Genomic DNA, 22,937 nt, shown 5'->3' on the forward strand with positions numbered 1-22,937 from the left:
AGTATGGACAATGCAGATTTGCCGTTTCCATTCAAAATCATCCCGAGTTTGCCACTTCTTATTCTTATTGCTTTATGCTCCTCTAGTATAGACGCCCTTTACCTCTAGAGCAACCGCTTTGCAGTTTAGAAAGCAATCTGCCATTGGTTTACATCTCTAAACAGCCTGGCTCCGGATATTTCCTTTACAAGAACAATGGTTTTTTCATTAACAGTGGTGATAAAATCCCTGGTTATATAGCCAAACAAGCTGCGCACAGTCTCCAGGGCAGCTTCGTCCTCCTTATACTTCGTCTCAATGAGCCCCCTTCACCCTGCCCTCCGGATCAAAAAGACATTTTTATCTTTCGCCATGTGCGGACATGACAAACTTTTGGCAGATTTTTATTTTACCGAAATACCTGTTCAATTCCCATTCGTCTGACATAATCTATCCATTCATATATATTTTCTAAATCATAGAGAGAAACGTTATCCTTATCTTTTACCTTTTTTAAAGCCAGTGCCATTAACCCATATTCATTCTCTAGCAATGTATCAAAGACACCTTGATCATCTGTATTAATTGAAACACTTAGAGACATATTGGGTTCCACTTCTCTCAATTTCCTAGAATTAAACCGGACAATTGGATGTTCTTGATATTTTTTAATTGTACCTATCAGATAATTGGATGAGGGATTTGTCTCAATTCCAATTCCCATATTCACCAGATGTCGAATCATTTTATCTTGTAATTGTCTTGTAAGTCTTATATAGGTCCGCTCAATTTTAAGCACTGTAATCTCATCACCTTTCTCTCGTACTTTTCCATTAAAATGATAGCAATAATACAAGTTCCGATAATTTTCATTTTTTCTAAGGACATCACCAATTCTATTATTAAACTGATACCTATCATATCTCTGAAGTTCTGTATTCTCCATCTTTTTTTCGAGTTCTTCCATATTCAATCTATATAACTCCGGTTTATCACCTCTCAATTTCCAGCTCTGATAATAATCATAAATTGACGGATGATATCTATTACCTGTGTTACCTCTGAAAATCTCTTCATATAAACTATAAAACTTTTCTTCCAAATCAGCTCGCAGAGCCCCATCCACATTACATCCCCATTCATCTGCCCTGCATAACATCCATGTAATATCGTCCAATAAAATTTGTTTGGATAATACTACTCTGTATCCTTTAAACCTATAATATTCTTCTGGCGCAATCCCCAGCGCAAGGGCATGGCCAAGCCTGCTTCCTCTTTTCAAACCGCAAAACAACAATGCTTCATCAATTGCACGCAAGCCATCTATAATATCAAAAAAATCCTCTCCTGCATGGTATGTTGTATGCAGACTTCTCGTATGGCACCTGCCTTCCGGCACATTTTTAAGCCCATCTTCACATACCACAGGAACATCCGATAAATACCGGAATATCTGACCAAAAGCTTCCGGCCTGCATGCAATTTCACTGGAACACGCATCAATTCCTCTGATATGCCGGTTAATCTCCATACGCTTTTCTACCAATGATACAATGCTTCTTGCCTGCTGCATGGACAGCATACGCACATTGTTATTTCTTGGAATGCCTGGTACAAAGGATTTGTCTGCCAACTTCGGGAAATGCAGCACATAGATCAACTTTTCATATGCTTTATTGTTTTTCTCCTTTTTATTTCCTTTTACGATATTTTCATAATTTTTAAAGGTTTTACATAATGCTGATGACGTTTTTTTCGGACAAATACGTGCCTCTAGTGAAATCACATTTATCTTACTGAGAGTCTCATTTAACGCAAGGCGTACCAGTTCATTCTCATAAGCCTTTTCCCCTTCAATAAAATATTCTTTTCTATTCTGATAATCCGAAAAATTAGCAAAACCGACCTGCCTGTTTATCTGAATAATTTCACCACGAAAATCACTCCTAATCACCAAATAACTATAAAATAAATCTTTCTGTATTTCGGTAAATTGATTTGCTGCTGCATATTTATAGCAATCGTATAGAAACTTTCTTTCACCTGCGAGCAGCCGGCACTCATTACTATTTTCACCTATAATACTCTTTTCCAGGGCATAATCAAGAAGATTTCCATCAAGCCTTGCCCCATAAAGACTCTTTGCCATCGTAATTGCATCCTGTATTTCTGCCACCACTTCTTCCAATGCCATTCCCCTATTTATCCACAGCAGCAATTTTTCAAGCTTCTCTGTCAAAAATGTATCTTTTTTCATTATTGAAAACAGATATACTCTGTATAAAGCAGCCCTTTGGCATTCTGCATAAAAGCTCTCATTTTTAACTGTATCATCAAATCGATCCATGTGCCGTTCCTGGAGAGTTCTGTTGATTTTTTTAAAATCGTGTAAGCGGCCGTCAATTAGATTCATCAGACAAAGCCAGTTTAATTCAAATACCTTTGTAGAGCCATTAAGATGAAAATGATTTTCAGCAATTCCTTCATTTAAGATATTATGAAGCCTGTCATTATTGCTTTTGATAATAGGAAGCCAAGAAAAGCATTTTGTTTCACAGCCTCTGTTTAAATCATAATCGGCCAGATATGCACAGGTAAAGAAGTCCTGTCCAAGTTGAAAAGATATCTCTCTCCAGCGCAGCAACTGTTCAAATTTACATTTGATTTCATCTCCGTCCAGAATCAGCATTCTTTTTGCAAGATCTGAGATCAGTCGAAATACGCCTAAACCTTCCTTTTGTTCATCTCTCATCTGTTGAATCATTAGAGCATAATTGTTTTCTCTTTCATCTTCAGATTCATTCCCAAAAATTTCAACGGAATACCGCATATACAAAGCTTTATTCACATTTTTATAAGTATGTGCATATCTCCTGCCAATGTAATTGTATGGAATCTTCCGGAAAAGGATTTCCAGATTGCCTCGTTCTATATCCATAGCCGCTCCCTAAATTAACATGTCTTTTGGAATTTATAAACAATATCTTTATATTCTTCATGTAATTCGTCCGAAATATTCATTTTCGGATCTTCTATAAACAAATCTATAATTTTAGAATAAAAACTACTCAGAGCCATTATTTCTGAATTTTCTATCCTTTCTTCTGGATGTTTTGAATAATATCTCTGGATATTAGATGCTAGATTGTCCATATTTGCTTTTACATTTTCTGCACTTTTGTTTCGTAAATAACTAGAAACAACTCTAAGCGGAATTTCAAAAAGAACTCTCTCTCTCAATTTTGAGGTAAATACGTTTATTTCTTCTTCTTTCTTTTTATTGTTTGTATTTGTTTGAATATTCTCAACATTTTGCACACAAGCCTGTACCAGAAATCCATATAATTGACTGATATCAACCTCTGTAACATTCCCCTCCTTATCACAGTCCAATACAAGAGAATTAAACCTAATTCGTGTATAGTCATCATTAGGTCCTCCCAAATATTTATCTGCAAAATTTTCAACATTTCTAAAAAATTGATCTACAGCTGCCTTTGTCCTTCCCACCTCATCTTTTATACCTCTTTCTCTACTCTCTCTATGCTCTTGACAGTATTCTTTAAATTTTAAGCTTAAATCTATATTGATCAAAATATTTCTAAAAACATCTATAACATCTTTGTTATACATTTCTATGTTTTCAATATATTTAACAAATTCATCCTTTTCTATACCCAGCAATTCCATGTTTATTTTTTCATATAAGCTCGTCAAGTTACATAGACTTATCATAAAATTTTCCAAACTGACATGGAGATTCTGCAAAAGCACATAATTAGGGAAAATAACCCGTAAGGTATAAAAAGTATAAACAATTTGATTTGATTGATTAAAACCATACGTATTTGATAATAAGCCCAGCAGCAGCCATACCCATATCTTTTTTTCTCTATTTCCGTCCTTTTCCGAAATCTTAGACACATAATTTTCAGTAACTGCTGTACCTGTTAATAAAATATCTGCATCTGGATAAAGCATTCTGCCAATCGTATTAAAAACACGTATAGTCGGAAGGATAAATCTTGAACGGCTAAGCATATTCCCTTGTACATTTGGCAAGACATTCACAAAACTGCCCGCCCATATATATCCGCCCATAAATTTTGCCATTTCATCATATTCTTTTTGTCTTAATAATTCATTTAAACGAATCGTATAAAGGATATAAAATGCATATGCATATTTCTCTTCCAAATTTCCAAATACATTTAGGCGGAAAACCTCCAGCCAATTTATAACTCTAAAGAAGCTGTGATTTGCCTCTGGAAAATAATCTGCAACAGCTACATCCACCTTTTTCTCAGTCATATTGTAAAATTTACGCAATGCAAATTCGGCATCTTCATGCAATTGAATATAATTATTATGAACAGCTTTTTGAATTGCCTTGTAATCTTCTGACTCTAAATTTGACGGGAGCCATTCCTTTTCAAAATAATCACAAAACCTTTGAATGTTATTGTAATAAATGCTATTATCCCCTCCGGGTTCTTCCATATCTCCCAAAAGAGTTATCATATTTACCATATCCCGTAAATTATCCGGCAAAAGAAAGTTTACATTTGATTTATTTATCAAAAACCTCATTCCAGTTTTCAAAAAAATATAATCCAAAACAGCTTCATTCATTGAGTCCTTGACACTGCCTTCAAAAATAATCTCTTTGTTCTTATTTTCATACAAAATTCTTGCATGAAGGATTGTCTGTACTTTGGGAAGATATATACGCCTCGCCCTTGGAATCAGTTTTGCTATATACCGTTCCGCCATACTGTTCATTTCATTAAAAAGCTCTGATTTCCGTTCTCCAGAACCTATAATATTTTCGTAGCTTTTGAAATTCTCTTCCAACACGCATAACTGCAGCTGCTCAACTTTAACTGCCATTATAATTACTACTTTGGGAATAATTAAATATTTTCTTATCTGCTCTGTCATCTTATAAGCATTTGAACTGCATAAATCCAAATCATCTATGGCAATCAGTAAGCTTTTCTGGCTTTTATCCGGACCTGGAACGCCCAGCATAACGTTTAAATACTGCTCAATAAGCTGTTTTAGTTCATTTCTCAATCCTGTGCTTTCGCCAAGTTTCGCAAGCTTACTAATATTTCCCTCATAGTCATACTCATTATCGAGCATTTTTGCCTGGTTGTTAATTAAAGACACACAACGGTATACTTTTTGAAACTGATCTAACAGCTTTTCTCTTTCATTCATACCGAGACACTGATTATCCAGATCGTACTTCACTCGAAACTTTCTATACAATGTCGCAAGTACAATATCCAACACATTATGCACATCATCAAACATGGATGGATCCATAACAATCGGTTCAGCAAACAACGTTTTCTTTACATTCTCGCAATCGCCAAAAATCGTCCTTTTTGCACCGGCATCAGAAGTATAAGCTGCATTTATAAAACTCATCATAGCACTGCTTTTCCCCTCTCCCCGTTCCCCGCAGAAAGCAATGATATTATTTTCAGACTCTGTTTTAAGCCACTCCTTGACTTCCGGCATACTATCAGATGCAGCAATATCGTCAAGGATTCTCGCAGCTTTTACATACTGTTCATAAAATATGTCAGTTTCTTCAATCTCCTTTTTTACATTGATTTTAAATTCTTCACCTCTGACAATGGTTAATATTTTATCTTTTGTCATTATAGTTCTCCTATCTGATATATTGTTTAAAAGTATCTGATATAAAACAGCTGCTTATATTATATAAAATTAAAGAGGCAATTACTATATGTATTTATAAAACAAGATAAAATATATTAAATGTATCTAGAAAAAAGCGTAATAAATACTCTCCTGTTATATGTGAACTAACCGCTCAAAAAGGTTGACATGTTCCTATGCAAATTCCAAAAAAGAATCCCTTATTTCCTTATCAGAATTATAAAATTCTTTATCGGAATTTTTTCCAAAAATAACTTTTTATTTGTGGCGCACTATGATATAATACCAATAAACAAAATTTATACAAAGCCGGACGAGCCTAGGAGAACAGGAGATGAAAGCCAAGGATAGCCAAAAGGAAAAATGGTCCTGGGATAAAATAATTGCAGCAATCCCTTTGCTTGAGTCTGTATTAGCAATAAAAGACATGCTTTTGGGGCATCCTGGGAACGAATTGCCTCGTGCTGTTTTTGCAATATCTCTTTATTTACTATTGCAAGAATTATGCAGAAACGAGTTGCTTATTTTAAAAAAGATTATAGGCAGCTGCAAATATTACAGAAAAGAACGTAAAAAACTGCGAAAAGCCTATGATGACAGGAACGCCAACCACCTGTCTTGTGATGGATTTGGATATACTTTAGATTGTATAAAGCGCAAAACCTGGAAAAAAACTATAAACTATTCAAAGCGGCCATTAATAAGAATAGCATTTTTTTATGCATGCTCATTGTCATTTGTTACTTTAATCCTAACAATGCACAAGCTTGTTGGAATGGCGTCTTGAATATTTTAGGTATAAATGAAGAAGAGCAGCAAGAACCCACACATAACCCCCAAACAGAGAATTCTGAAACAGTATCTTCTCAGCCAGAAGAACAGCGTATTCCCAAACCACAAAAATACCGCTTTATTTTAGATGAACCAGATATAAATCTGCTTCTACAACAAGAGATCGAGGAACAAGTATATTTCCTGGGAAACGAAAATAGTTATCTGTCAGAAGAGTATGTGTTAAATCTTATGAACAAAATATACGAACACAAAAAAAGCGGCACAACTCCTAATACACTTAAAGATGATAAAGGAAACACTTACAATACCTTTACAACATCTGAGGATAATTTTAAAGAAAAAGTTTCTCAGTTTTCTAAGGAGACTGACTATAAAAAATGGCTTGAAAATGCCCCACATTCTTCCGAAATGGAAGAATATATAAACGGACGAAAACAATTAAATTCCATTACCGTTGACGGAAATACGGGATGCTATGAGCTATGGTGGCTTCTCGCTAATGATAACCAATATTACGCACAAGAATATGAAACACAGACTGCAAACGAAACAGCTATCCTGTACTATTATTCTATGAGCATTTACTGTTGTATGGAAGCCTTGAAATACCAGATGTCCGAAAAAATACGAGAGGATATTTTTCATTACATGGTAATGCGTTATCACGATATTTGCCGGGATGAATCATCCGTAGCAGAAATTTATAAGGAACGAGCTAAGGAATTATACCGCTTTCTGGTAAAACTGGATTCCAAGAGTAATTCCGTTTTGGAATAAGAGCCAACATTTTTTAGAATAATTAAAACAAGCGCATGGAGGAAAAGGCATTGAAACAAATGATGTGGTATGAAGACTATGATGAATTTGCAGACGAATACTGCAAAGAGGTAATTGTCAGAATAAAGCTGATTATGGAGGAACGGGATATCTCTCAAGGTACACTGGCTCTGAAAAGCGGACTTGGACAGTCAACCGTTTCCAAATTTCTGTCCGGAGATACGAGAGTTTCTCTGATTCATGTAGCCAAAATTTGCCGTGCTTTAGAGATCGATCCCGGGGATATACTTTCTCTTACTAACGACAAGGATTGCCGGGAAGAAATTTTAAATGTATCTGATGAAGAAGACATGCTCATATATAGCCCCAGCCATCCAGCATATAAAGGCTATCTACGCAGTTTTAAAGTGTATTTTAATTCAACAATTTCATCTGAAAATAAAATTCTGCAGGGAAATTTGAAATTTGAACCTTCCATCAACGGAAAATATTGCGTAGCCGAACTGGTTCTGGATACAGACAAAAGAAAAGAAAATGGCGAACCGATACAAAAATATTATAAAGGAAAGTTGATAATCTCGCTGTCCATGTCTGCATGCTATTGTATTTTAACCGAAAAAAATATTGGCGAAATATGTTTTCTGACATTTAACCATATGTTTCTGTTTCACGAAGATCTTGTATGCAGACTGGCATGTGTAGTAACCGTTTCTTCAGGGGGGAATAAGCGTCCAACTATGCACAGGCTTCTGATCAGTCGGATAAACCTTGATGTAAAAAATCCGGAAGCAGAGGATTCCAAACTTTTAAGAGGTCAACTCCTGTTAAACACCTCAGACATTATTATAGAAAAAGATGCATATGAAAAATTAAAGAAGACAGAAAAATCTTCTCTTGATTGTAATGAAATGAGGGAACTGATAGACGAATTTGAAAAGGGCTGCGAATCATTAGAAGTTTACCGGATGGATGAATCAAAATTGCGCAAGGGTTCTTATAAAATGGAAGATAAAGTAAAAATGATATCACTTTTGCGAGAATACTCCATGAGTAGTAAATACAATAAAATCAGTACGAAGGCAGATGAGCATATCTATCATTATTTAGCGCAGAAAATTCTTAATAATAAAGCTTTTAGTCAAAATACTTAAAGCAAAATCAAAAAATTTATGATTTTTTCCTAACACCAAAATTGCTATAAAATGAAAAATACTCTTGACATGCCCTCTTCTTTAAAACCTGCAAGAGAGTTCCTTACATTTCTACCTCCCCTGCAGGCAAAAATACTGTCTATTTTCCACTGTTCCCATTAAGAACCGGGATCATAAAAAGCAGTAAAAATAAGTTCATTAAATTCAGCGGCCAGAAGTATCGAAACTCCGACCATCCCGTAGATAATAAAAGGCTGATAATATGGCCTGCAATCGGCGCTGATATAAGCAGATATTTTTTATAACCTGCGCTCCATACCATCGTTAAAATTGCTGCCAGACCAAGTAAAGTAAAAACGCCGCATCTCCATTGAAGTGCAGCAATCCATTGGGTGCTTGCCGTATACGCAGTAAAACGCCCCATTGCATTGTAAAAACTATTGTATACCCTTTTAGGATAGAAACGATTCCATTCGCTTTCTTTCTCAATTGTCCCTGTACGATTTACACAGCCCAGAACAGCATCTTCGCCAGGGAATATATTCCATAAAGCATCTTCGCGTGCCGCTGCTGCCCTGGCCATAGATACCGGATTCCTAATAAATGTATCTAAATAGCTTATAATAAATTCCACTGGCTGAACATCCAAATCGTAAGACTGCCTTGCCCAGGTAGGTGTATATTCATACTCTGCAGTATTGTAGGAAGTCATAACATTTATCATCTGTAAGGTCTTTTCCGATACCTCTCCTCCGGCATAATACGCGCCGAGAATATCCTGGCTCAATCCAATATAAATTCCATGCTTTCCTGCATCTTCAATTTCAAAATAACTATAAACCGGGCCTTTTATCGTAAATATCGCCAGCACAGCCGCTGCCAGAATCATCCACATTTTCTTGTTCTGCTTTAAAAAAAACATCATGGATACAGCTATGATCAAGAATGAAACCATACCGTTTTTACGATAAAAGAATATTCCTAAAAGAGAGACAAATAATTCTATATAGATAAACCATTTTCTTTTATACTTGTTAAAATCAAGTGCCAGTTTCCCCAGAAGAATAACACTCCACAATAATGAAAGCGTATACGGTATATCCTTCCATATTGTATTTAAAATGCGATTGTCAAAAGAAATATCTGATTCAAGCCTTTTTCACGAAGATATAACAGGCCTTCTATCACAACATAGCACCAGAAAAAATATTGTACCAGAATCACTGCATAAGTTGAATCCCAAAATGATAAAATCACCCTTAGCACCATACAGTAAAAAGCCGGATGCCAGTCAAACATTCCTCTTAAATGATGGGCATTTGTAACCATGCAGGTAAGTGTATCCGAACTTGAAATACCCGGATTATTGGCATACAAATTGAATCCTGCCGGCAGCAGCAGAAAAATAGCACATATAAAAACAAATTTAAAATTACTGTACTTTATATCTGTTTTCGTGAGCAGCCTTTTGCTTAAATGTCTGTATAAATATATTATCGTATCCATTACCGGAACAAACCATATAGCTGTAATAATAAATACAAACAGACCATCCGGGGTAATTTCCAGATTTAACGGATAAACCAGAATTCTCTGCCCTGCCAGACTAAACGAACCAAATAAATATAATAAAACCAATCCTGTTTTCTTTCCATACGTATTAGTCAGTTTTCTAATCTCTGCCCTTTTTTCTCTCCATTTCCACGCACTGCATATAGATATAATGTAAAAAATCACTTTAGTCGGTTCTTGAAACTCTATTCTTCCGGAATAAAGCAGAATCTGACAAAGAAATAATTCAGATATGAATACTATTACTTCTGTATTTCTGCCAATATCCCCCACTACTTTTCCGGGACTTTTACAGATAGATTCAAAATAATACAAAAATATCGCTGCAATAAAAAGCCAGATTAAGCAGACGGCTATATTCATCAGTTTGTCAAATATTACTGGTTCCCTCATATAGCCGAATTTCACTGCTGCCTGGCCGTCCAGCTGTTTTCCGGCCGCATAGCTTACAACAGCTTCCAAAGATACATTATCCCCTTCTGTCAGCAGCATTGTCGGAATCTGCGTGAAATCTCTGGCATCAAAACTGATTTTATACTCCTTTCCCGGCACTGCCGGTAAATTAATATAGACTTTCTTCCACTTGCAATTGATGATATTTTCTGCAGATATCTTTGCCTGATAAAGAAATGCATCTTCCGCCTGTATCGTTAAAACAATGGTTCCACTCTCTTCCTCCGGAATTCCATTCATGGCAAACTCAATACTGTTTAAACGTTTTTCACCATTTAATAAAAATGTCTGGGAAACATTTCTGCATGGAATTTCTCTCGCATCATCCAGAATAATGTCTTTAGACGTATAATATTCTTTCTCTATTTCGCCGTTTAGGATGTACACGATTCTTATAAATGTGAATGCCGCAAAAACAGTAAATACAATTTTCTTCCATTTTGGAAATAATTTCACGGTTCTTCCCTCGCTGTAAATTTTTACCATTTTCATTTATGCTCATCTATTGCAGCCCATTTTTGATGACCCCTCATTTACTATAATTCAACTATTATACACTCACAGTAATCCTGTCTGGCTTCACTATTAATTGCCTCTAAGCTTCTTCCTCACCTCAGTCTCTGCTGCTGTGAGCGTCTTTTCACCGCTTCCCATAATCATCGGAAGGCTTCGGATATCCTTTACTAATTTTACCAGCTCCTGAACCTCCAATGATGCTGCCTGATCAGAACCATACATCGCACGGTCTAACGTAATGTGCCTTTCAATAGATGAGGCTCCCATAGCCGCAGCCGCAAAGGACACAATACGTCCTATCTCGTGCCCGCTATATCCTACACAGCATCCATACCGCTCTCTTAACGTATTGATCACATTAAGATTTGCATCCTCATTCTTCATAGGATAAGTACTATTACAGTGTACCAGCTCAAAAGGACATTCATATTTTTTAAATATATCAACTGCTGCATCAATTTCTTCTATTGTACTCATACCTGTAGAAATGAAAGTATATTTTTTCTCTTTTGCAACTGTTTCCAGAAGTTCCACATTTGTCAGCATTGCAGATGCAATCTTGTTATATTTTGAATGATACTGTGCCAGAAAAAGCTGAGAATCAATATCCCATGCAGAAGCAAACCACTCAATTCCTTTTTCTTTGCAATAACTGTCAATTTCATCATATTCTTCTTTTCCAAACTCCAATCCCATTTTCTGTTCTCTGTTAGTCGTTCCCCACGGCGACTCTCGATAACGGTCAAGTTCCTCTTTCGAGTATACCTTTTCCACTGTCCGTTTCTGAAACTTAACGGCATTACATCCGCTCAAAACTGCCCAGTCGATGAGCTGCTTGGCAATCTCAAGACTACCGTTATGATTAATTCCTATTTCTGCAATAACAAATGTTTCTTTCATGACTTTTCCCCTTTCGATTAACTGTATTATTTTTTAAAAGAATATGGACTTACTGTAATTTCTGAAGGATCTTCGCATGCATTCCAAGCTTTAATCTGCTTAATAATATCCAGATTGACGTTTGCTCCCCACTTATCAATTAACCTTTTAAAAACCGGTCCCGGTCTGCCTGTACCGATTCTTTGCCCGTCAATCGTTGTAACAGGAAGAATACAAAAGGGTGTACCTGTCATAAAGGCTTCATCTGCATTTACAACATCATAGACATCCAAATTACATTCTTGATACTCTATTCCCAGATCCTTTGCAATTTCAAAAACATACTCCCTGGAAATTCCTCTGAGAATATTCCTTGGCTCCGGAGTTAAAAGGATACCATTTTTTACAATGAAAAAATTATCACCTGTCCCCTCTGCCACATGGTTATCTGTATCCAAAAGGAGCGCCCAGTTACGGCTGCCTTCATAATTTGATACCTGCATATTCGCCATCAGATAATGAATCCTGCTCCTGTTTTTCACCTTTGGATCAATCAGCGATGCCGGAATTGCTCTCTGTGATGGAATAACCGCATTGATTCCCTTGTCAAAAAGCTCTCCCATCCCTCTTACTGTCCATCTAAGCGGAAAATCTGCAATAATAATATTCAAGCCTTTGTGTGTACCTACAACTCCTTCATAAATTGACAGCAATCCTCTCGTTACATCAATCATAATCCTGTGCTCATCGTCCTCTTGAAACTCTCCCTCATTTATTCGTATTGTTTCTTTGATTGCCGCCTCCATCTGCTCCTTTGACATTGCTTCTTCCAGATCAATTCTAAGATACTTTGCTGATGCATAGAGACGCTCTATATGTTCCCTAAGTTTAAACTGCTCTTTATGAAAAGAACGGGTCATTTCAAATACCATATCTCCGAACATAAGAGCCGAATCATAGACACTGATACAGGCCCGGGCCTCATCAACAAATTCTCCATTGTAATATACCTTACGCATTTTTAATCCTCCTCGTATTTTGTATGTGTGTTCTTAACAGCACTCAGCTTCATTGCTTCCATAATCTGCTCGCATATTTTTAAATCCTGTTCTGTATCAATTTCATAAGAACATTCTATCGGCATTTCATACATCCCTATATTTCCGCCGAGCCTGTTCTTCTCCTTAATAAATAATTCTTTTGAAAAAACATAGAGAGACCCATTTTCAAGATAAAGAGGTTCCCTCTCCTGCCTTCTCCCACGACTTTTATAATCATAGGTGAAACTTTCCAATCCATTTTTTCCCCTTTTCCAAAGACAGTAATCCTCTAATATCGTCATGGAAAAAAGAGAATCCAGACCTTCTTTCACAAATTTTTCTACTGCTGCATCAATATCAAATGCCCTTCGGATCGGTGATGTTGCCTGTAAAAAAACAAGCGTATGAAATACTTCTGTTTTTGTAATTTCATTTACGGCATGCAGTAAAGCATCCTCCGAACTGGCCGTATCAGAGGCAAGTTCAGAAGGTCTTTTGATAACAACTGCGCCATATTTCCGTGCAATATCCGCTATTTCTTCCCCATCTGTAGAGACATAGATATTTGAAATGTTCTTACTCTGCCGGGCCTGTAAAATCGACCATGCAATAAGAGGTCTGCCGCAGAAATTTATAATGTTCTTTCCTTTAATCCCCTTTGAGCCTGCGCGTGCAGGTATTATTACTGGAACTTTTTCCACTTTCATCTCTCCCTAAATACTTATTTCTATATAATATTAAGCTGTCCTCCATCAACAGGAAGGTATATTCCGGTAATAAAAGACGCTTTCTCTGATGCCAAAAAACAAATTGCCTCTGCAACATCTTTTGGTTCTCCAAATCTTTTCATTGGCACATTTTCTGAAATATACGCTTTCACGCCGTCCCTGTCCTCACGAAACAGCTCCTCCCAGCGTCCCCCCTCGAAATATATATTGCCCGGCATTACGCAGTTCACCCGTATGCCGTCTGCTGCCCAGTCTTGTGCCAGATACCTTGTTAATGTAACAATTGCACTTTTAGCAGCTGCATATCCGCATGGCGCTGATATCTTTTCTTTCGCGGCAATAGAAGATAACAGGATTACATTTGCCTGGTTTTGTTTTCTGATTATTGGATACAGCGCATTTAAAATATTAATGCTGCTCATCACGTTTATATCATAAAAACGCTTCCATTCCGCAGGCTCAAGAGGATTCTCGCCCTCCGGTTTCCCGTTTCCAACGTTCGCTACTACAATATCTAAATTACCAATGAGCTGCTTTATCCTTTCCGCAACACTATATGCATCTTTGCCATTTGTAAGATCTCCCGGGGCAGTATACACTTTTTGGGAATACTTTTCACTAAGAAGCTCTGATATCTTCCGCAAGCGGTTTTTATCCCTTCCATTTAGAACCACTGTTCCCCCTTCTTCTAAGAACTTATTTGCAGCTGCCAAACCAATTCCCTTTGAAGATCCGGAAATAAATATCCGTTTTCCCTCAAAAGCTCCTATTTTATGCATATTAACCCATACTCCTCTACATACTTTTTTACAAACAATAATTGGGCAGATATGTTTTCAGTCTCTGTGCCGTCTTCTGTACGGGCTGCCTGCAGAATGATTGCTTTATCATACCCGACTGCTCTTAATGAAGAAAAGACTTTATCAAAATCTGCATTTCCCGTCCCCAAATCCACCGTTGTCCCATGCAGTTTTCGATCCTTGATGTGCACATTTGCAATCAGCTGATGCAGCGACATGATTTCCTCTTCATGATCATACCCTAATCCAGAACTGTTTCCCGAATCATAATTGGCATAAACATTACTTCTTTTTATCTCCCCCAGAAAACTTCGAAATCTTCCCGGAGGAAAATCTGTTTCCAGGCCGATTATAATTCCTTTATCTCCAGCATAATCAGCAGCCTCTTTGATAAAAGATATCGCCCGTATCTCTTCTTCTTCCGTTTTTACAGAAGAACCATCCACGAAAGGGATTTCCAGCAGCTCAGCTCCGACTTTTTTCATATTGCTGATGACTTTTTTCATAATCAGCCGGTTTTCTTTTAATACATACTCCGAATCGCACTCTTGTTTAAAAAACGGTCTCCGCATAAAATAGTCAAAACATATGGAATGAACTTTTACTCCTGTTTCTCCTATAATCTGATTCACGCTGCTGCATCCGTCATCACTCCAAAGCGGATTGTTTTGATAATCATCAAAATCAAAAATCCATTCAATTTCATTAAGACCAAGCTTTGCACTTTCATAAAACTCATTTCTCCAGTTTTCAAAAGGGAAAAACTGTATTCCCCTTCCCTGCGAAGGGGTCAGCCTTCCCTGCATGATACCGTAAGTTATCATTACTCTCTCTCCTTCTTTACCAGCAGGTTCTTCCGCCATCAACAATCACGACTGCTCCTGTCATATAGCTGCTTGCGTCCGAAATCATATAAAGCACTGTTCCTTGATATTCATTTTTCCTGGCCATTCTTCCCATGGGTACAAGATTCGTCAATTTTTTCATAAAACTGTCATCTTGTCCATTTTCAATTCCGGCCGGACATATGGCATTGCACCGCACTCCTTTATCTGCCCAGTAGGTTGCAATATACTTGGTCAGTCCGATTAGGCCATGCTTTGTAACAGAATAGGTTACAGGCTTTACAATCTGTTCTTCTGATGACAAACCATCCTTTTTATAGATTCTCTGATCCGGAGCTATCACCCCTAGATCTGATGATATATTCAAAATCACACCACTTCCCTGCTGCGCCATCTGTGCCCCGAAAATCTGAGCACAGAAGAGCGCTCCGGTCAAGCCGACTGCTATATCTTCATTCCACATTTCCAACGGAAAATTCTCAAACTGTATAGCGCCCAGATTTTTTGATTTTGATTCCATCTTAGGGTTATTCGCCGCATTATTTATCAGGGCGTCAATATGCTGGTATTTTTGGAGCAATTCGTTTTTCAGTTCTTCAAGTTCGCCTTTGTTTGTTATATCTGCCTTTCTTGTTTCCACAATACCTTTTGGGAATTCGCTGCACAGCTTTATTTTTGCCTGTTCAAGTGCCGGTTCATTTATATCCAGAAGAATCGGAATCCCTCCTCCTGACAAAATCGCTGACGCATGATTATACCCCATAAGACCTGCACCGCCTGTAATAATACATATTTTCCCGTCAATCAGAAACATGTCCATTGTATTACTCATATGCATTCCTCCCTAACCCTGCTAATGAAATCAATTCTCATCCATATTGGCTTCCACATATTCCGCCAATATATGCCCAACAAATATATGTCCTTCCTGAATTCGCGGCGTATCCTCTGAAGGTATCCGGATTACGCACTCATATATCTCCTCGTCATAGTTATTATTACGATTTCCCGTAAAAAGGATTGTATGAATACCGTGAAAAGCCGCATATTCCATTGCTTTGATAACATTCCGTGCTGTTCCGCTCGTACTTATACCAATAAGCACATCCCCGGCTTTTCCCTTGGCCTCCAGCTGCCGTAAAAATACTTTATCAAAAGCATAATCATTTCCAATCGCTGTAAGGCTTGATGTATTGACCGTCAATGCCTCCGCATTCATGGCCCTGCGTTCTTTATAAAATCTGCTCACAAATTCTGTTGCGATATGCTGGGAATCTGCCGCGCTTCCGCCGTTTCCACATAAATAAAGCGCTCCACCGTTACGGATGGAGCACAACAAAATCTCTGCTGCCTGCTGTATTTTTATCTGTACCTCATTGTTTTGTTTCAATTCTTTGAACAGCTCTATATGCCTGTCCAACCTATCATAAAGACAGGATGCAATCCCTTTCTGTTTATCCATATAACCATCTTCCTTTCTATCATTTATGCAGTTTTTTTTATTATTACAAGATTGTAGTTTTAATCCCCTCAATATTTCATATAAATCCATTATGCAGGATTCGCCGCCCTCTCCTTTCGTAACTATATCCGCGGCATTTTTCGCATCCCGGATTGCATTTTTAGGGCATATTCCCAACCCTGCATTTTCTATAACCGGGACATCATATTTTCCATCTCCCATATAGCATATCTCTTCTTTCGTAACACCAAAATATATCTCTATCTCCTTTATTGCAGATAGTTTTTCCTTGCACCCGGAAGAAAACCAGTCCCATTTTATCCTTTTCCGGAATACATCCACAATAGGGGTATCTTCACCTGTAATTGCTGCCAGTTTGTATCCAAGTTTCTTAATATCATTTAAAGCATCCAGTTCTGTTAATCTTACAGATTTAAACTCATTTCCGTTCTGATCAATATAGCTTAGACCATCTGTAAGTACACCGTCAATATCAAGACAAACTATTTCAATCATGTTCTTCTCCTTCAAATATCTATTTAAAAAATACTTTTACGTTTCCAAATGCGGTATATTTCAAATATGCCCAGCATGCCGCCTATCCCCCACCTTATATACCAGAACATGGGAAATACATAAAACAACATGACAGCAGCTGATATTAATAGTAATCCCGGAATAAAAATTCTTATATTCAGATGAAATTTATTTTTAAAATGTTTCACTATGGTATAATGCGCTAAAAACAAAAAAGCATATGAAATTGCCGTTGCCATAGCCGCGCCATACATTCCATACCTGGGAATCATTATTGCATTTAATATTATATTTGAAACAGCAGCTCCCATAGTGCCTACAGCAATAATATTTGTCTTTTTATGAAAGAACTCAAAATTAACCGGAAACTGATACATAAACGTAAAGAAAATTGCGAGTACTAATATTGGTATTACATTAATTCCCTCATAGTATTCTTTCCCCGCATAAAGGTATCCTGCTTCTCTTGACAGCAAAATAAATCCACAAGTTAAAACTACAAACAATTCTATATAATTTTTGCATTTTCTATCCAAAACTTCCCATTTTTTATTTTCTAAATCATCATAATAAAATGGGCACCAGGAAGTATTCAGAGAACTCAAAATAATGCCCAGAACGGCTGTCAAGCCATAGAACACACTATAAATACCTATGCTTGAATTAGTGATATTCATATACTCCATCATTAATCTGTCCGATTGTGTCAGTATATTTTGTGATAAAGAATGAAAAATGACAGGAAAACCTATTGTTAAAGAATATTTCCAATAATCCAGGTTCATTCCGGCAGGCTTTTTCAAATAAATTACAAACCATATTATAACAGCTGCAATTATATGAGGAATTGCATACCCATAAATCTTGCCCAAATATCTTATTTCCGGACTCATAGAAAATACCATAAGCAAAGATAAACTAACACTCATTATACTTACAGCTGCTGAAACGAAAAAATTCATCTGTGCTTTTTTTTCATAAGTCCAACTGTCTTGTGCAAACTTTATTACAAACTTTGCAAATGCCATAAGCAGCAGCAATATTACCATTCCATAAGAATATCCTGTCAAAGCAGCAATCGGCCGAATAAAACATATACATAATACAGCAACAGCTCCACATATGATTGTTCCAAACAATAGTACACTGCTTTTAAATAATTCATAAGAATTTTTAAACTGATATCTGGCTGTAACTAAAGCGGAACTAACGTTAAAACCCATAACACATGCAAGAACAGATACCCATGCATTAAAAACCGAATACAAACCATACTGTTCTGCTCCTAAAATTCTTGTAAAAATCGGGCCTGTAAAAAAAGAAATTCCCTGGAGTAAAATAACACTGCAGATATTAAGAATTAAGGTTTTATTTACACTCTTAATATTACTACTTAAACTAAACATCCACTGCCTCACAATTTTTATGCATACTAAATAATTTTTGATATATTTTTGTAAAAATAGTCTCTTTTTATTTTTTTCATTACTGGATAATTACTAACAATAGTTATTAGTTCCTCTGCATTATTTACGATTGGAATCTTATAATTTTTAACAAGTTCGCTCATAAATTCAACGCCCGGCCTGTTAAAAAGAATTAATTTAGGTTCAAACACAAAGGATTCAAAAATAGCAGTAGAATTCACACCTATAACATACGAACTTCTTGCAAATAATTCATATAAATTAATCTCATCTTCTATAACAATCAAATTATCCCTTTGTTTCCCTGTTAATGCAGGATAAATTTCTTTCCACACTGAAAATTCACTGGGATGAAGTTTATAATATACTTTGTAGTCCGTTTTCATATCCGCAAAATCTGAAGCAATCACAGACATTGCTTTTCCAATATCTCCGGCAGAAATAAACATAATACTCTTTTTTTCACTTGAAATATCTGCGTATTTCTTTAGCTGCATTTCAAAATAGGGGCTGCCTGTCGCTATTATATTTTCTATATCTATTGGATATTCTGCTGCTGTTCTCCAATAGTCTCCATATACTAATATTTTATCCGGAAAATAGGGAACATTGCCAACTCCCGGAAAAGAATATCCCATATGATATTTTGATATCACACCATGCTGAATCTCATATACCGGCACGTTCAGATCAAAAGCCGCTTTTATCAATGCTTCTTTTCCATAGGAACATACGAGATAAATACCCTGAGGTTTTTTTAATAATATATATTTATAAAAAATATTATACATATTTTTAAAACCTATCCGGTTTTTTAAAGCCATATCTGTTATGTCCAGATGAATTCCAAAATAAGAAAAAATTATTTTATTAATTCTGTCAATTGCTTTATATTCATTCCTAAATCTATACGATACTTTGCAAAAATAATAAGCAACGATATTTCTAATTGGATTAACCAGCAAAAACTGGGCTTTTTGTTCAATATTTCGATTTTCAAAAGCTATGCCGGTTTCTATAAATTCTGTATTATCCTTATTAATATCATCTATGATGTTCTCTATAAATTCCGTATTAACCTCAATATTTTTTCCATCTACATTAATTCTTCTCCTATGGCGAAAAACTAAATATTTAACTGATTTCTTATTAAAAAAGGCATTCTTGGTACATAGCAGATTAAAAATCAGAACTTTTTCATATAACCGCTTTTTTAAACCACACTTTAAATTAGGATGACCTATCTCAGTCTTAGTAATTTTTTGAACTAATTTTTCAAATACATAAATCCGAATGAGCTTCCATATCAAAACTCCATTCAAATCATAGTCTAACAGACGCTCTTCCCTTTCCATTTTCCAAAATCTTTCTGCTATATCTTCAAACTTGCTCATTTTCCGGCCCTTTCCGTTGTCGTACAGGTTAAATATTCCTTTTTCTTTTCTGCTGAAAATTTTAATATATCTGCTCCATATCTCTCCATTTTATTTCTATACTTTTCTATTGTACCAACCTGCTTAGCCGGAACACCGGCATACACCGTATTGTCCGGAATGTTTCTCGTCACCACCGCCCCGGCTCCAATCACAACGTTATTGCCGATTGTGACGCCTGGCAGAATAATACTGTTTATTCCTATAAAAACATTATTTCCTACTGTAATGGAACCATATAATGCACAATCCGGCCTCTCACCTCTAAATACCCAAAGTCCTCCGTCATGGGGCATAAACCGCACAGAATCGCATACTTCCACATGATTCCCGATTGTTATAAGATAAGGTTCATTTCCGAAACATCTGCGGACATTGCATAAAAACTTACAGTTGTCTCCTACCTTAACCCCGATCCTTCGCGCATAAGAAACGTGATCGTTACAATATCTAAAATCCATGCATAATTGCTTTATGACCTTAAATAACTTTTTAAGCATTATTTTATAATCCTTTTTATCCTTTTCTTATAAAAATATTTAAAATCTTAATTCATATAATGTTCCTGCTGCGTTCCTGCTGAAAAAGTATAATAAGCCAAACACAAGAATCATAAATTCTATGATTTTCGCAAACATTTTTGATTGAAAATCGGGCTGCCTGCTCTCCACAATATTGCACATTGTTTTGTAAGTTGAGCATCTGCACATAAGATAATACTTCGGAATTCTATATGCATTTAATCTTACATACACAGGCAGCATAGATAACACAAGAAGATTTACAATATTTTCTGAAGCAGCCGGCATCTTCTTTCTATAGCTTCTGCCTATAATTATGGCTGACAAAATTGCTGCCAGTATCAGATACCAATTCCCAAACCAGCCGTTTCCAAGCTTCCTTACATAGCCCTGATATCTTGTTTCCAGCAGAATGGACTGTATATAATATATGGAACCGTTTAAAACCAGAATTCCCAGAACTGCCCCCCAAAAAAGTGTTTTTGCTTTCCATCTTTTTTTCATCTTTAATAATATCTGCGCGAATATAATAAACAAATTAAAAAATGCGGTTGTATGAAACAATCCCCCTGCAATTGATAAAAATATACTTTTCATATATTTTTCATTATCAAGCGCTATCAGCGATGCCAGAATAAATGCTGTACCCAGTCCGCTTCTCATGGCAGACAGATCATATTGAAATCCAATAATAAATAAAGGGAGCAGGACAAAACTGTCTCCCATTTTCCACTTTAAAGAAATATATTTTATTAATACACCTATTGTGATACAGGCATTGCACATAAACAGAATCGTATAATTTTTTGAAACAGCGCTTATGATAAAAATATAGATATTAAAGAGTACCTCAAATTTAGAATTGACTGCATAAGCAAAACCATTACGCCCCATTGTCTCAAAAAATTCAACATATTCTTCCGTATCATTCCCCACTTTGTCTGACCGGAAGGCTGCCAGGCTAAATAATATAAGAAATGCAATACAGTAGTAAAACCGGGAAGTTTCTACTGCCTCATGCCCTTTTGCCGCTGCTGCCTTCTGGCATAAAAAGGCAATCACGAAAGAAACCCCGACAAACAATATGAAATAACTTGTACTCCAATCCTGCGTAAATTCAAATATTCCCAATCCCACCGGCAAGCACCTCATCCATGCATTTCTTCCACTGTGACACAATAACTGGCATCCGGAAATCTTCAGACCTTAATATTGCTTTTGCCGATAATGCTGCTCTCAGCTCCGGCTGTTCTGCAATGCTCAGCATCGCACTGTATAACTGGTTTTCTTCTTCTGTTAATTCATAATTTTTTCTGATTTCCAGATCATTTTTAGGAAAAGCCGGTATCAATATTCCATAGTCGGCTGTCTTTGCCTTTTTTACAGGTTCCTCCCCAAACATATCTGGTGCAATGATCTCTCTGGGACCGCCGCTGCAGTCCGTGCTGATGACAGGCAGTCCGCAGGCCATAGCCTCAACCAATGCATTACCAAACCCCTCCCACAGTGAAGTAAGGACAAACAAATCTGCTTTCATCAATTCCTCTGCCGGATTACTCACAAATCCTTTGAATTCTACTTTTGATTCGATTCCTAAGCTTATGCACAAATCTTCCAAAGTCTGCAGCAGGGGACCTTCTCCCAGAATCACTAATCTGCTTTCGGGATTACTCTTCAGAAACAGGCGGAAAGCTCTGATAAGGTGCCATTGTCCTTTCACAGATACCATCCGTCCTGCTGTTATAATTTCAAAAACATCTTTATCTTTATTTGCAGATTCCGCCCCGAATTCTTTTTTATCAACCATACAGGGATTGTATATCGTGACAACCTTTTCTTTTTTTATACTCAGATTAGAAACCAGATCTGCCTCAACACTTTTTGATAATGTTACAATTTTATCTGATCTGTTAAGAATAAACCTTTCTGCTTTTCTCGCAATTTCTCCCTTTCTTACATCTGAAAGCACGGTTCTGATCGAACAGATAGTATGAGTTCTTCCGGACAATACATTTACAATATTTGCTGTACTGATAAAGCTGATTGAAACATCTATCTTTCTCTCTTTCTTGATCTTTCTGACCGCCCTGACCCGTCTTAACAGATTGATACATTTTTTTATCGGATTTGAAGTACCTGGTATATTCAGATTAATCACATCATGGCAATGACGATAAGTAGTATCTCTTTCTTCAAATACTGCCAGCGTTACTTTATCACTTATTTCAAATGCGGCAGATAATTCACATATAACTCTTTCTGCACCGCCGCCCTGTATATGTTCAATCAAAAACAATATGTTTTTCATATTTTCTCTTTACTCCACAG

The 22,937-nt window shown here is 36.5% G+C and carries 19 protein-coding genes; 3 read left to right on the forward strand and 16 right to left on the reverse strand.

The window, feature by feature from the left end; translation table 11 throughout:
• Window positions 1-388: 388 nt before the first annotated feature.
• Together VV089_RS08520 and VV089_RS08525 are read right to left on the reverse strand one after the other, a co-directional pair.
• The gene (locus VV089_RS08520) at window positions 389-2,917 is read right to left on the reverse strand and encodes a hypothetical protein (protein ID WP_334335602.1); all 2,529 of its coding nucleotides are present in this window, start codon (window positions 2,915-2,917) and stop codon (window positions 389-391) included.
• Between the two features lie 14 nt (window positions 2,918-2,931).
• Window positions 2,932-5,652, reverse strand: a complete 2,721-nt coding sequence (locus tag VV089_RS08525; protein WP_334335603.1) for a hypothetical protein — start codon at window positions 5,650-5,652, stop codon at window positions 2,932-2,934.
• Between the two features lie 355 nt (window positions 5,653-6,007).
• Between VV089_RS08525 and VV089_RS08530 the strand changes: the two genes are divergently transcribed.
• The 3 genes from VV089_RS08530 to VV089_RS08540 are packed head-to-tail and all read left to right on the forward strand — an operon-like array spanning window position 6,008 to window position 8,396.
• On the forward strand, window positions 6,008-6,460 hold the full coding sequence (locus tag VV089_RS08530) for a hypothetical protein (protein ID WP_334335604.1): 453 nt from the start codon (window positions 6,008-6,010) through the stop codon (window positions 6,458-6,460).
• Window positions 6,457-7,245: a hypothetical protein gene (locus VV089_RS08535; RefSeq protein ID WP_334335605.1), complete on the forward strand. Its 789-nt coding sequence runs from the start codon at window positions 6,457-6,459 to the stop codon at window positions 7,243-7,245. The genes VV089_RS08530 and VV089_RS08535 overlap by 4 nt, the downstream gene beginning before the upstream one ends.
• Window positions 7,246-7,304: 59 nt before the next feature.
• Window positions 7,305-8,396, forward strand: a complete 1,092-nt coding sequence (locus tag VV089_RS08540; protein WP_334336228.1) for a helix-turn-helix domain-containing protein — start codon at window positions 7,305-7,307, stop codon at window positions 8,394-8,396.
• Between the two features lie 139 nt (window positions 8,397-8,535).
• On the opposite strand, the gene VV089_RS08545 is transcribed toward VV089_RS08540, so the two are convergent.
• The 14 genes from VV089_RS08545 to VV089_RS08610 all read right to left on the reverse strand — a co-directional run bounded on the left by VV089_RS08545 (window position 8,536) and on the right by VV089_RS08610 (window position 22,917).
• Window positions 8,536-9,291, reverse strand: a complete 756-nt coding sequence (locus VV089_RS08545) for a hypothetical protein (protein ID WP_334335606.1) — start codon at window positions 9,289-9,291, stop codon at window positions 8,536-8,538.
• Between the two features lie 221 nt (window positions 9,292-9,512).
• The gene (locus VV089_RS08550; protein WP_334335607.1) at window positions 9,513-10,913 is read right to left on the reverse strand and encodes a hypothetical protein; all 1,401 of its coding nucleotides are present in this window, start codon (window positions 10,911-10,913) and stop codon (window positions 9,513-9,515) included.
• A gap of 93 nt (window positions 10,914-11,006) precedes the next feature.
• Window positions 11,007-11,837: an N-acetylneuraminate synthase family protein gene (locus tag VV089_RS08555; protein WP_334335608.1), complete on the reverse strand. Its 831-nt coding sequence runs from the start codon at window positions 11,835-11,837 to the stop codon at window positions 11,007-11,009.
• Between the two features lie 26 nt (window positions 11,838-11,863).
• The gene (locus tag VV089_RS08560) at window positions 11,864-12,835 is read right to left on the reverse strand and encodes an aminotransferase class IV (protein ID WP_334335609.1); all 972 of its coding nucleotides are present in this window, start codon (window positions 12,833-12,835) and stop codon (window positions 11,864-11,866) included.
• A gap of 2 nt (window positions 12,836-12,837) precedes the next feature.
• Window positions 12,838-13,557 carry an acylneuraminate cytidylyltransferase family protein gene (locus VV089_RS08565; protein WP_334335610.1) on the reverse strand — a complete coding sequence of 240 codons (720 nt, stop codon included), beginning with the start codon at window positions 13,555-13,557 and terminating at the stop codon, window positions 12,838-12,840.
• Window positions 13,558-13,583: 26 nt separating this feature from the next.
• Window positions 13,584-14,363: an SDR family NAD(P)-dependent oxidoreductase gene (locus tag VV089_RS08570; protein ID WP_334335611.1), complete on the reverse strand. Its 780-nt coding sequence runs from the start codon at window positions 14,361-14,363 to the stop codon at window positions 13,584-13,586.
• Window positions 14,351-15,247, reverse strand: coding sequence for a sugar phosphate isomerase/epimerase family protein (locus VV089_RS08575; protein ID WP_334336229.1), 897 nt, complete (start codon window positions 15,245-15,247; stop codon window positions 14,351-14,353). Before VV089_RS08575 ends, VV089_RS08570 begins: the two co-directional genes overlap by 13 nt.
• Window positions 15,225-16,061, reverse strand: coding sequence for an SDR family oxidoreductase (locus VV089_RS08580; RefSeq protein WP_334335612.1), 837 nt, complete (start codon window positions 16,059-16,061; stop codon window positions 15,225-15,227). Before VV089_RS08580 ends, VV089_RS08575 begins: the two co-directional genes overlap by 23 nt.
• Before the next feature lie 30 nt (window positions 16,062-16,091).
• The gene (locus tag VV089_RS08585) at window positions 16,092-17,207 is read right to left on the reverse strand and encodes an SIS domain-containing protein (RefSeq protein ID WP_334335613.1); all 1,116 of its coding nucleotides are present in this window, start codon (window positions 17,205-17,207) and stop codon (window positions 16,092-16,094) included.
• Between the two features lie 23 nt (window positions 17,208-17,230).
• Complete coding sequence (locus tag VV089_RS08590; RefSeq protein WP_334335614.1) at window positions 17,231-18,634, reverse strand: lipopolysaccharide biosynthesis protein; 1,404 nt, start codon at window positions 18,632-18,634, stop codon at window positions 17,231-17,233.
• A gap of 26 nt (window positions 18,635-18,660) precedes the next feature.
• Window positions 18,661-20,049, reverse strand: coding sequence for a hypothetical protein (locus tag VV089_RS08595; protein ID WP_334335615.1), 1,389 nt, complete (start codon window positions 20,047-20,049; stop codon window positions 18,661-18,663).
• Window positions 20,046-20,588 carry an acyltransferase gene (locus VV089_RS08600; RefSeq protein WP_334335616.1) on the reverse strand — a complete coding sequence of 181 codons (543 nt, stop codon included), beginning with the start codon at window positions 20,586-20,588 and terminating at the stop codon, window positions 20,046-20,048. Before VV089_RS08600 ends, VV089_RS08595 begins: the two co-directional genes overlap by 4 nt.
• A gap of 39 nt (window positions 20,589-20,627) precedes the next feature.
• Window positions 20,628-21,761 (reverse strand): EpsG family protein, encoded by a 1,134-nt coding sequence (locus tag VV089_RS08605; RefSeq protein ID WP_334335617.1) that lies wholly within the window; start codon window positions 21,759-21,761, stop codon window positions 20,628-20,630.
• Complete coding sequence (locus VV089_RS08610; protein WP_334335618.1) at window positions 21,727-22,917, reverse strand: glycosyltransferase; 1,191 nt, start codon at window positions 22,915-22,917, stop codon at window positions 21,727-21,729. The genes VV089_RS08605 and VV089_RS08610 overlap by 35 nt, the downstream gene beginning before the upstream one ends.
• Window positions 22,918-22,937 lie beyond the last annotated feature (20 nt).

This window comes from Candidatus Merdisoma sp. JLR.KK011, assembly GCF_036941125.1.
Classification (GTDB): domain Bacteria; phylum Bacillota; class Clostridia; order Lachnospirales; family Lachnospiraceae; genus Laedolimicola.

Bases quoted from the DNA above. Each gene is read 5' to 3' on its own strand.
- VV089_RS08520 (WP_334335602.1), bottom strand. From the start codon at position 2,917: ATGGATATAGAACGAGGCAATCTGGAAATCCTTTTCCGGAAGATTCCA.
- VV089_RS08525 (WP_334335603.1), bottom strand. From the start codon at position 5,652: ATGACAAAAGATAAAATATTAACCATTGTCAGAGGTGAAGAATTTAAA.
- VV089_RS08530 (WP_334335604.1), top strand. From the start codon at position 6,008: ATGAAAGCCAAGGATAGCCAAAAGGAAAAATGGTCCTGGGATAAAATA.
- VV089_RS08540 (WP_334336228.1), top strand. From the start codon at position 7,305: ATGATGTGGTATGAAGACTATGATGAATTTGCAGACGAATACTGCAAA.
- VV089_RS08545 (WP_334335606.1), bottom strand. From the start codon at position 9,291: ATGTGGATGATTCTGGCAGCGGCTGTGCTGGCGATATTTACGATAAAA.
- VV089_RS08550 (WP_334335607.1), bottom strand. From the start codon at position 10,913: ATGAAAATGGTAAAAATTTACAGCGAGGGAAGAACCGTGAAATTATTT.
- VV089_RS08555 (WP_334335608.1), bottom strand. From the start codon at position 11,837: ATGAAAGAAACATTTGTTATTGCAGAAATAGGAATTAATCATAACGGT.
- VV089_RS08560 (WP_334335609.1), bottom strand. From the start codon at position 12,835: ATGCGTAAGGTATATTACAATGGAGAATTTGTTGATGAGGCCCGGGCC.
- VV089_RS08570 (WP_334335611.1), bottom strand. From the start codon at position 14,363: ATGCATAAAATAGGAGCTTTTGAGGGAAAACGGATATTTATTTCCGGA.
- VV089_RS08575 (WP_334336229.1), bottom strand. From the start codon at position 15,247: ATGGCGGAAGAACCTGCTGGTAAAGAAGGAGAGAGAGTAATGATAACT.
- VV089_RS08580 (WP_334335612.1), bottom strand. From the start codon at position 16,061: ATGAGTAATACAATGGACATGTTTCTGATTGACGGGAAAATATGTATT.
- VV089_RS08585 (WP_334335613.1), bottom strand. From the start codon at position 17,207: ATGATTGAAATAGTTTGTCTTGATATTGACGGTGTACTTACAGATGGT.
- VV089_RS08590 (WP_334335614.1), bottom strand. From the start codon at position 18,634: ATGTTTAGTTTAAGTAGTAATATTAAGAGTGTAAATAAAACCTTAATT.
- VV089_RS08595 (WP_334335615.1), bottom strand. From the start codon at position 20,049: ATGAGCAAGTTTGAAGATATAGCAGAAAGATTTTGGAAAATGGAAAGG.
- VV089_RS08600 (WP_334335616.1), bottom strand. From the start codon at position 20,588: ATGCTTAAAAAGTTATTTAAGGTCATAAAGCAATTATGCATGGATTTT.
- VV089_RS08605 (WP_334335617.1), bottom strand. From the start codon at position 21,761: ATGAGGTGCTTGCCGGTGGGATTGGGAATATTTGAATTTACGCAGGAT.
- VV089_RS08610 (WP_334335618.1), bottom strand. From the start codon at position 22,917: ATGAAAAACATATTGTTTTTGATTGAACATATACAGGGCGGCGGTGCA.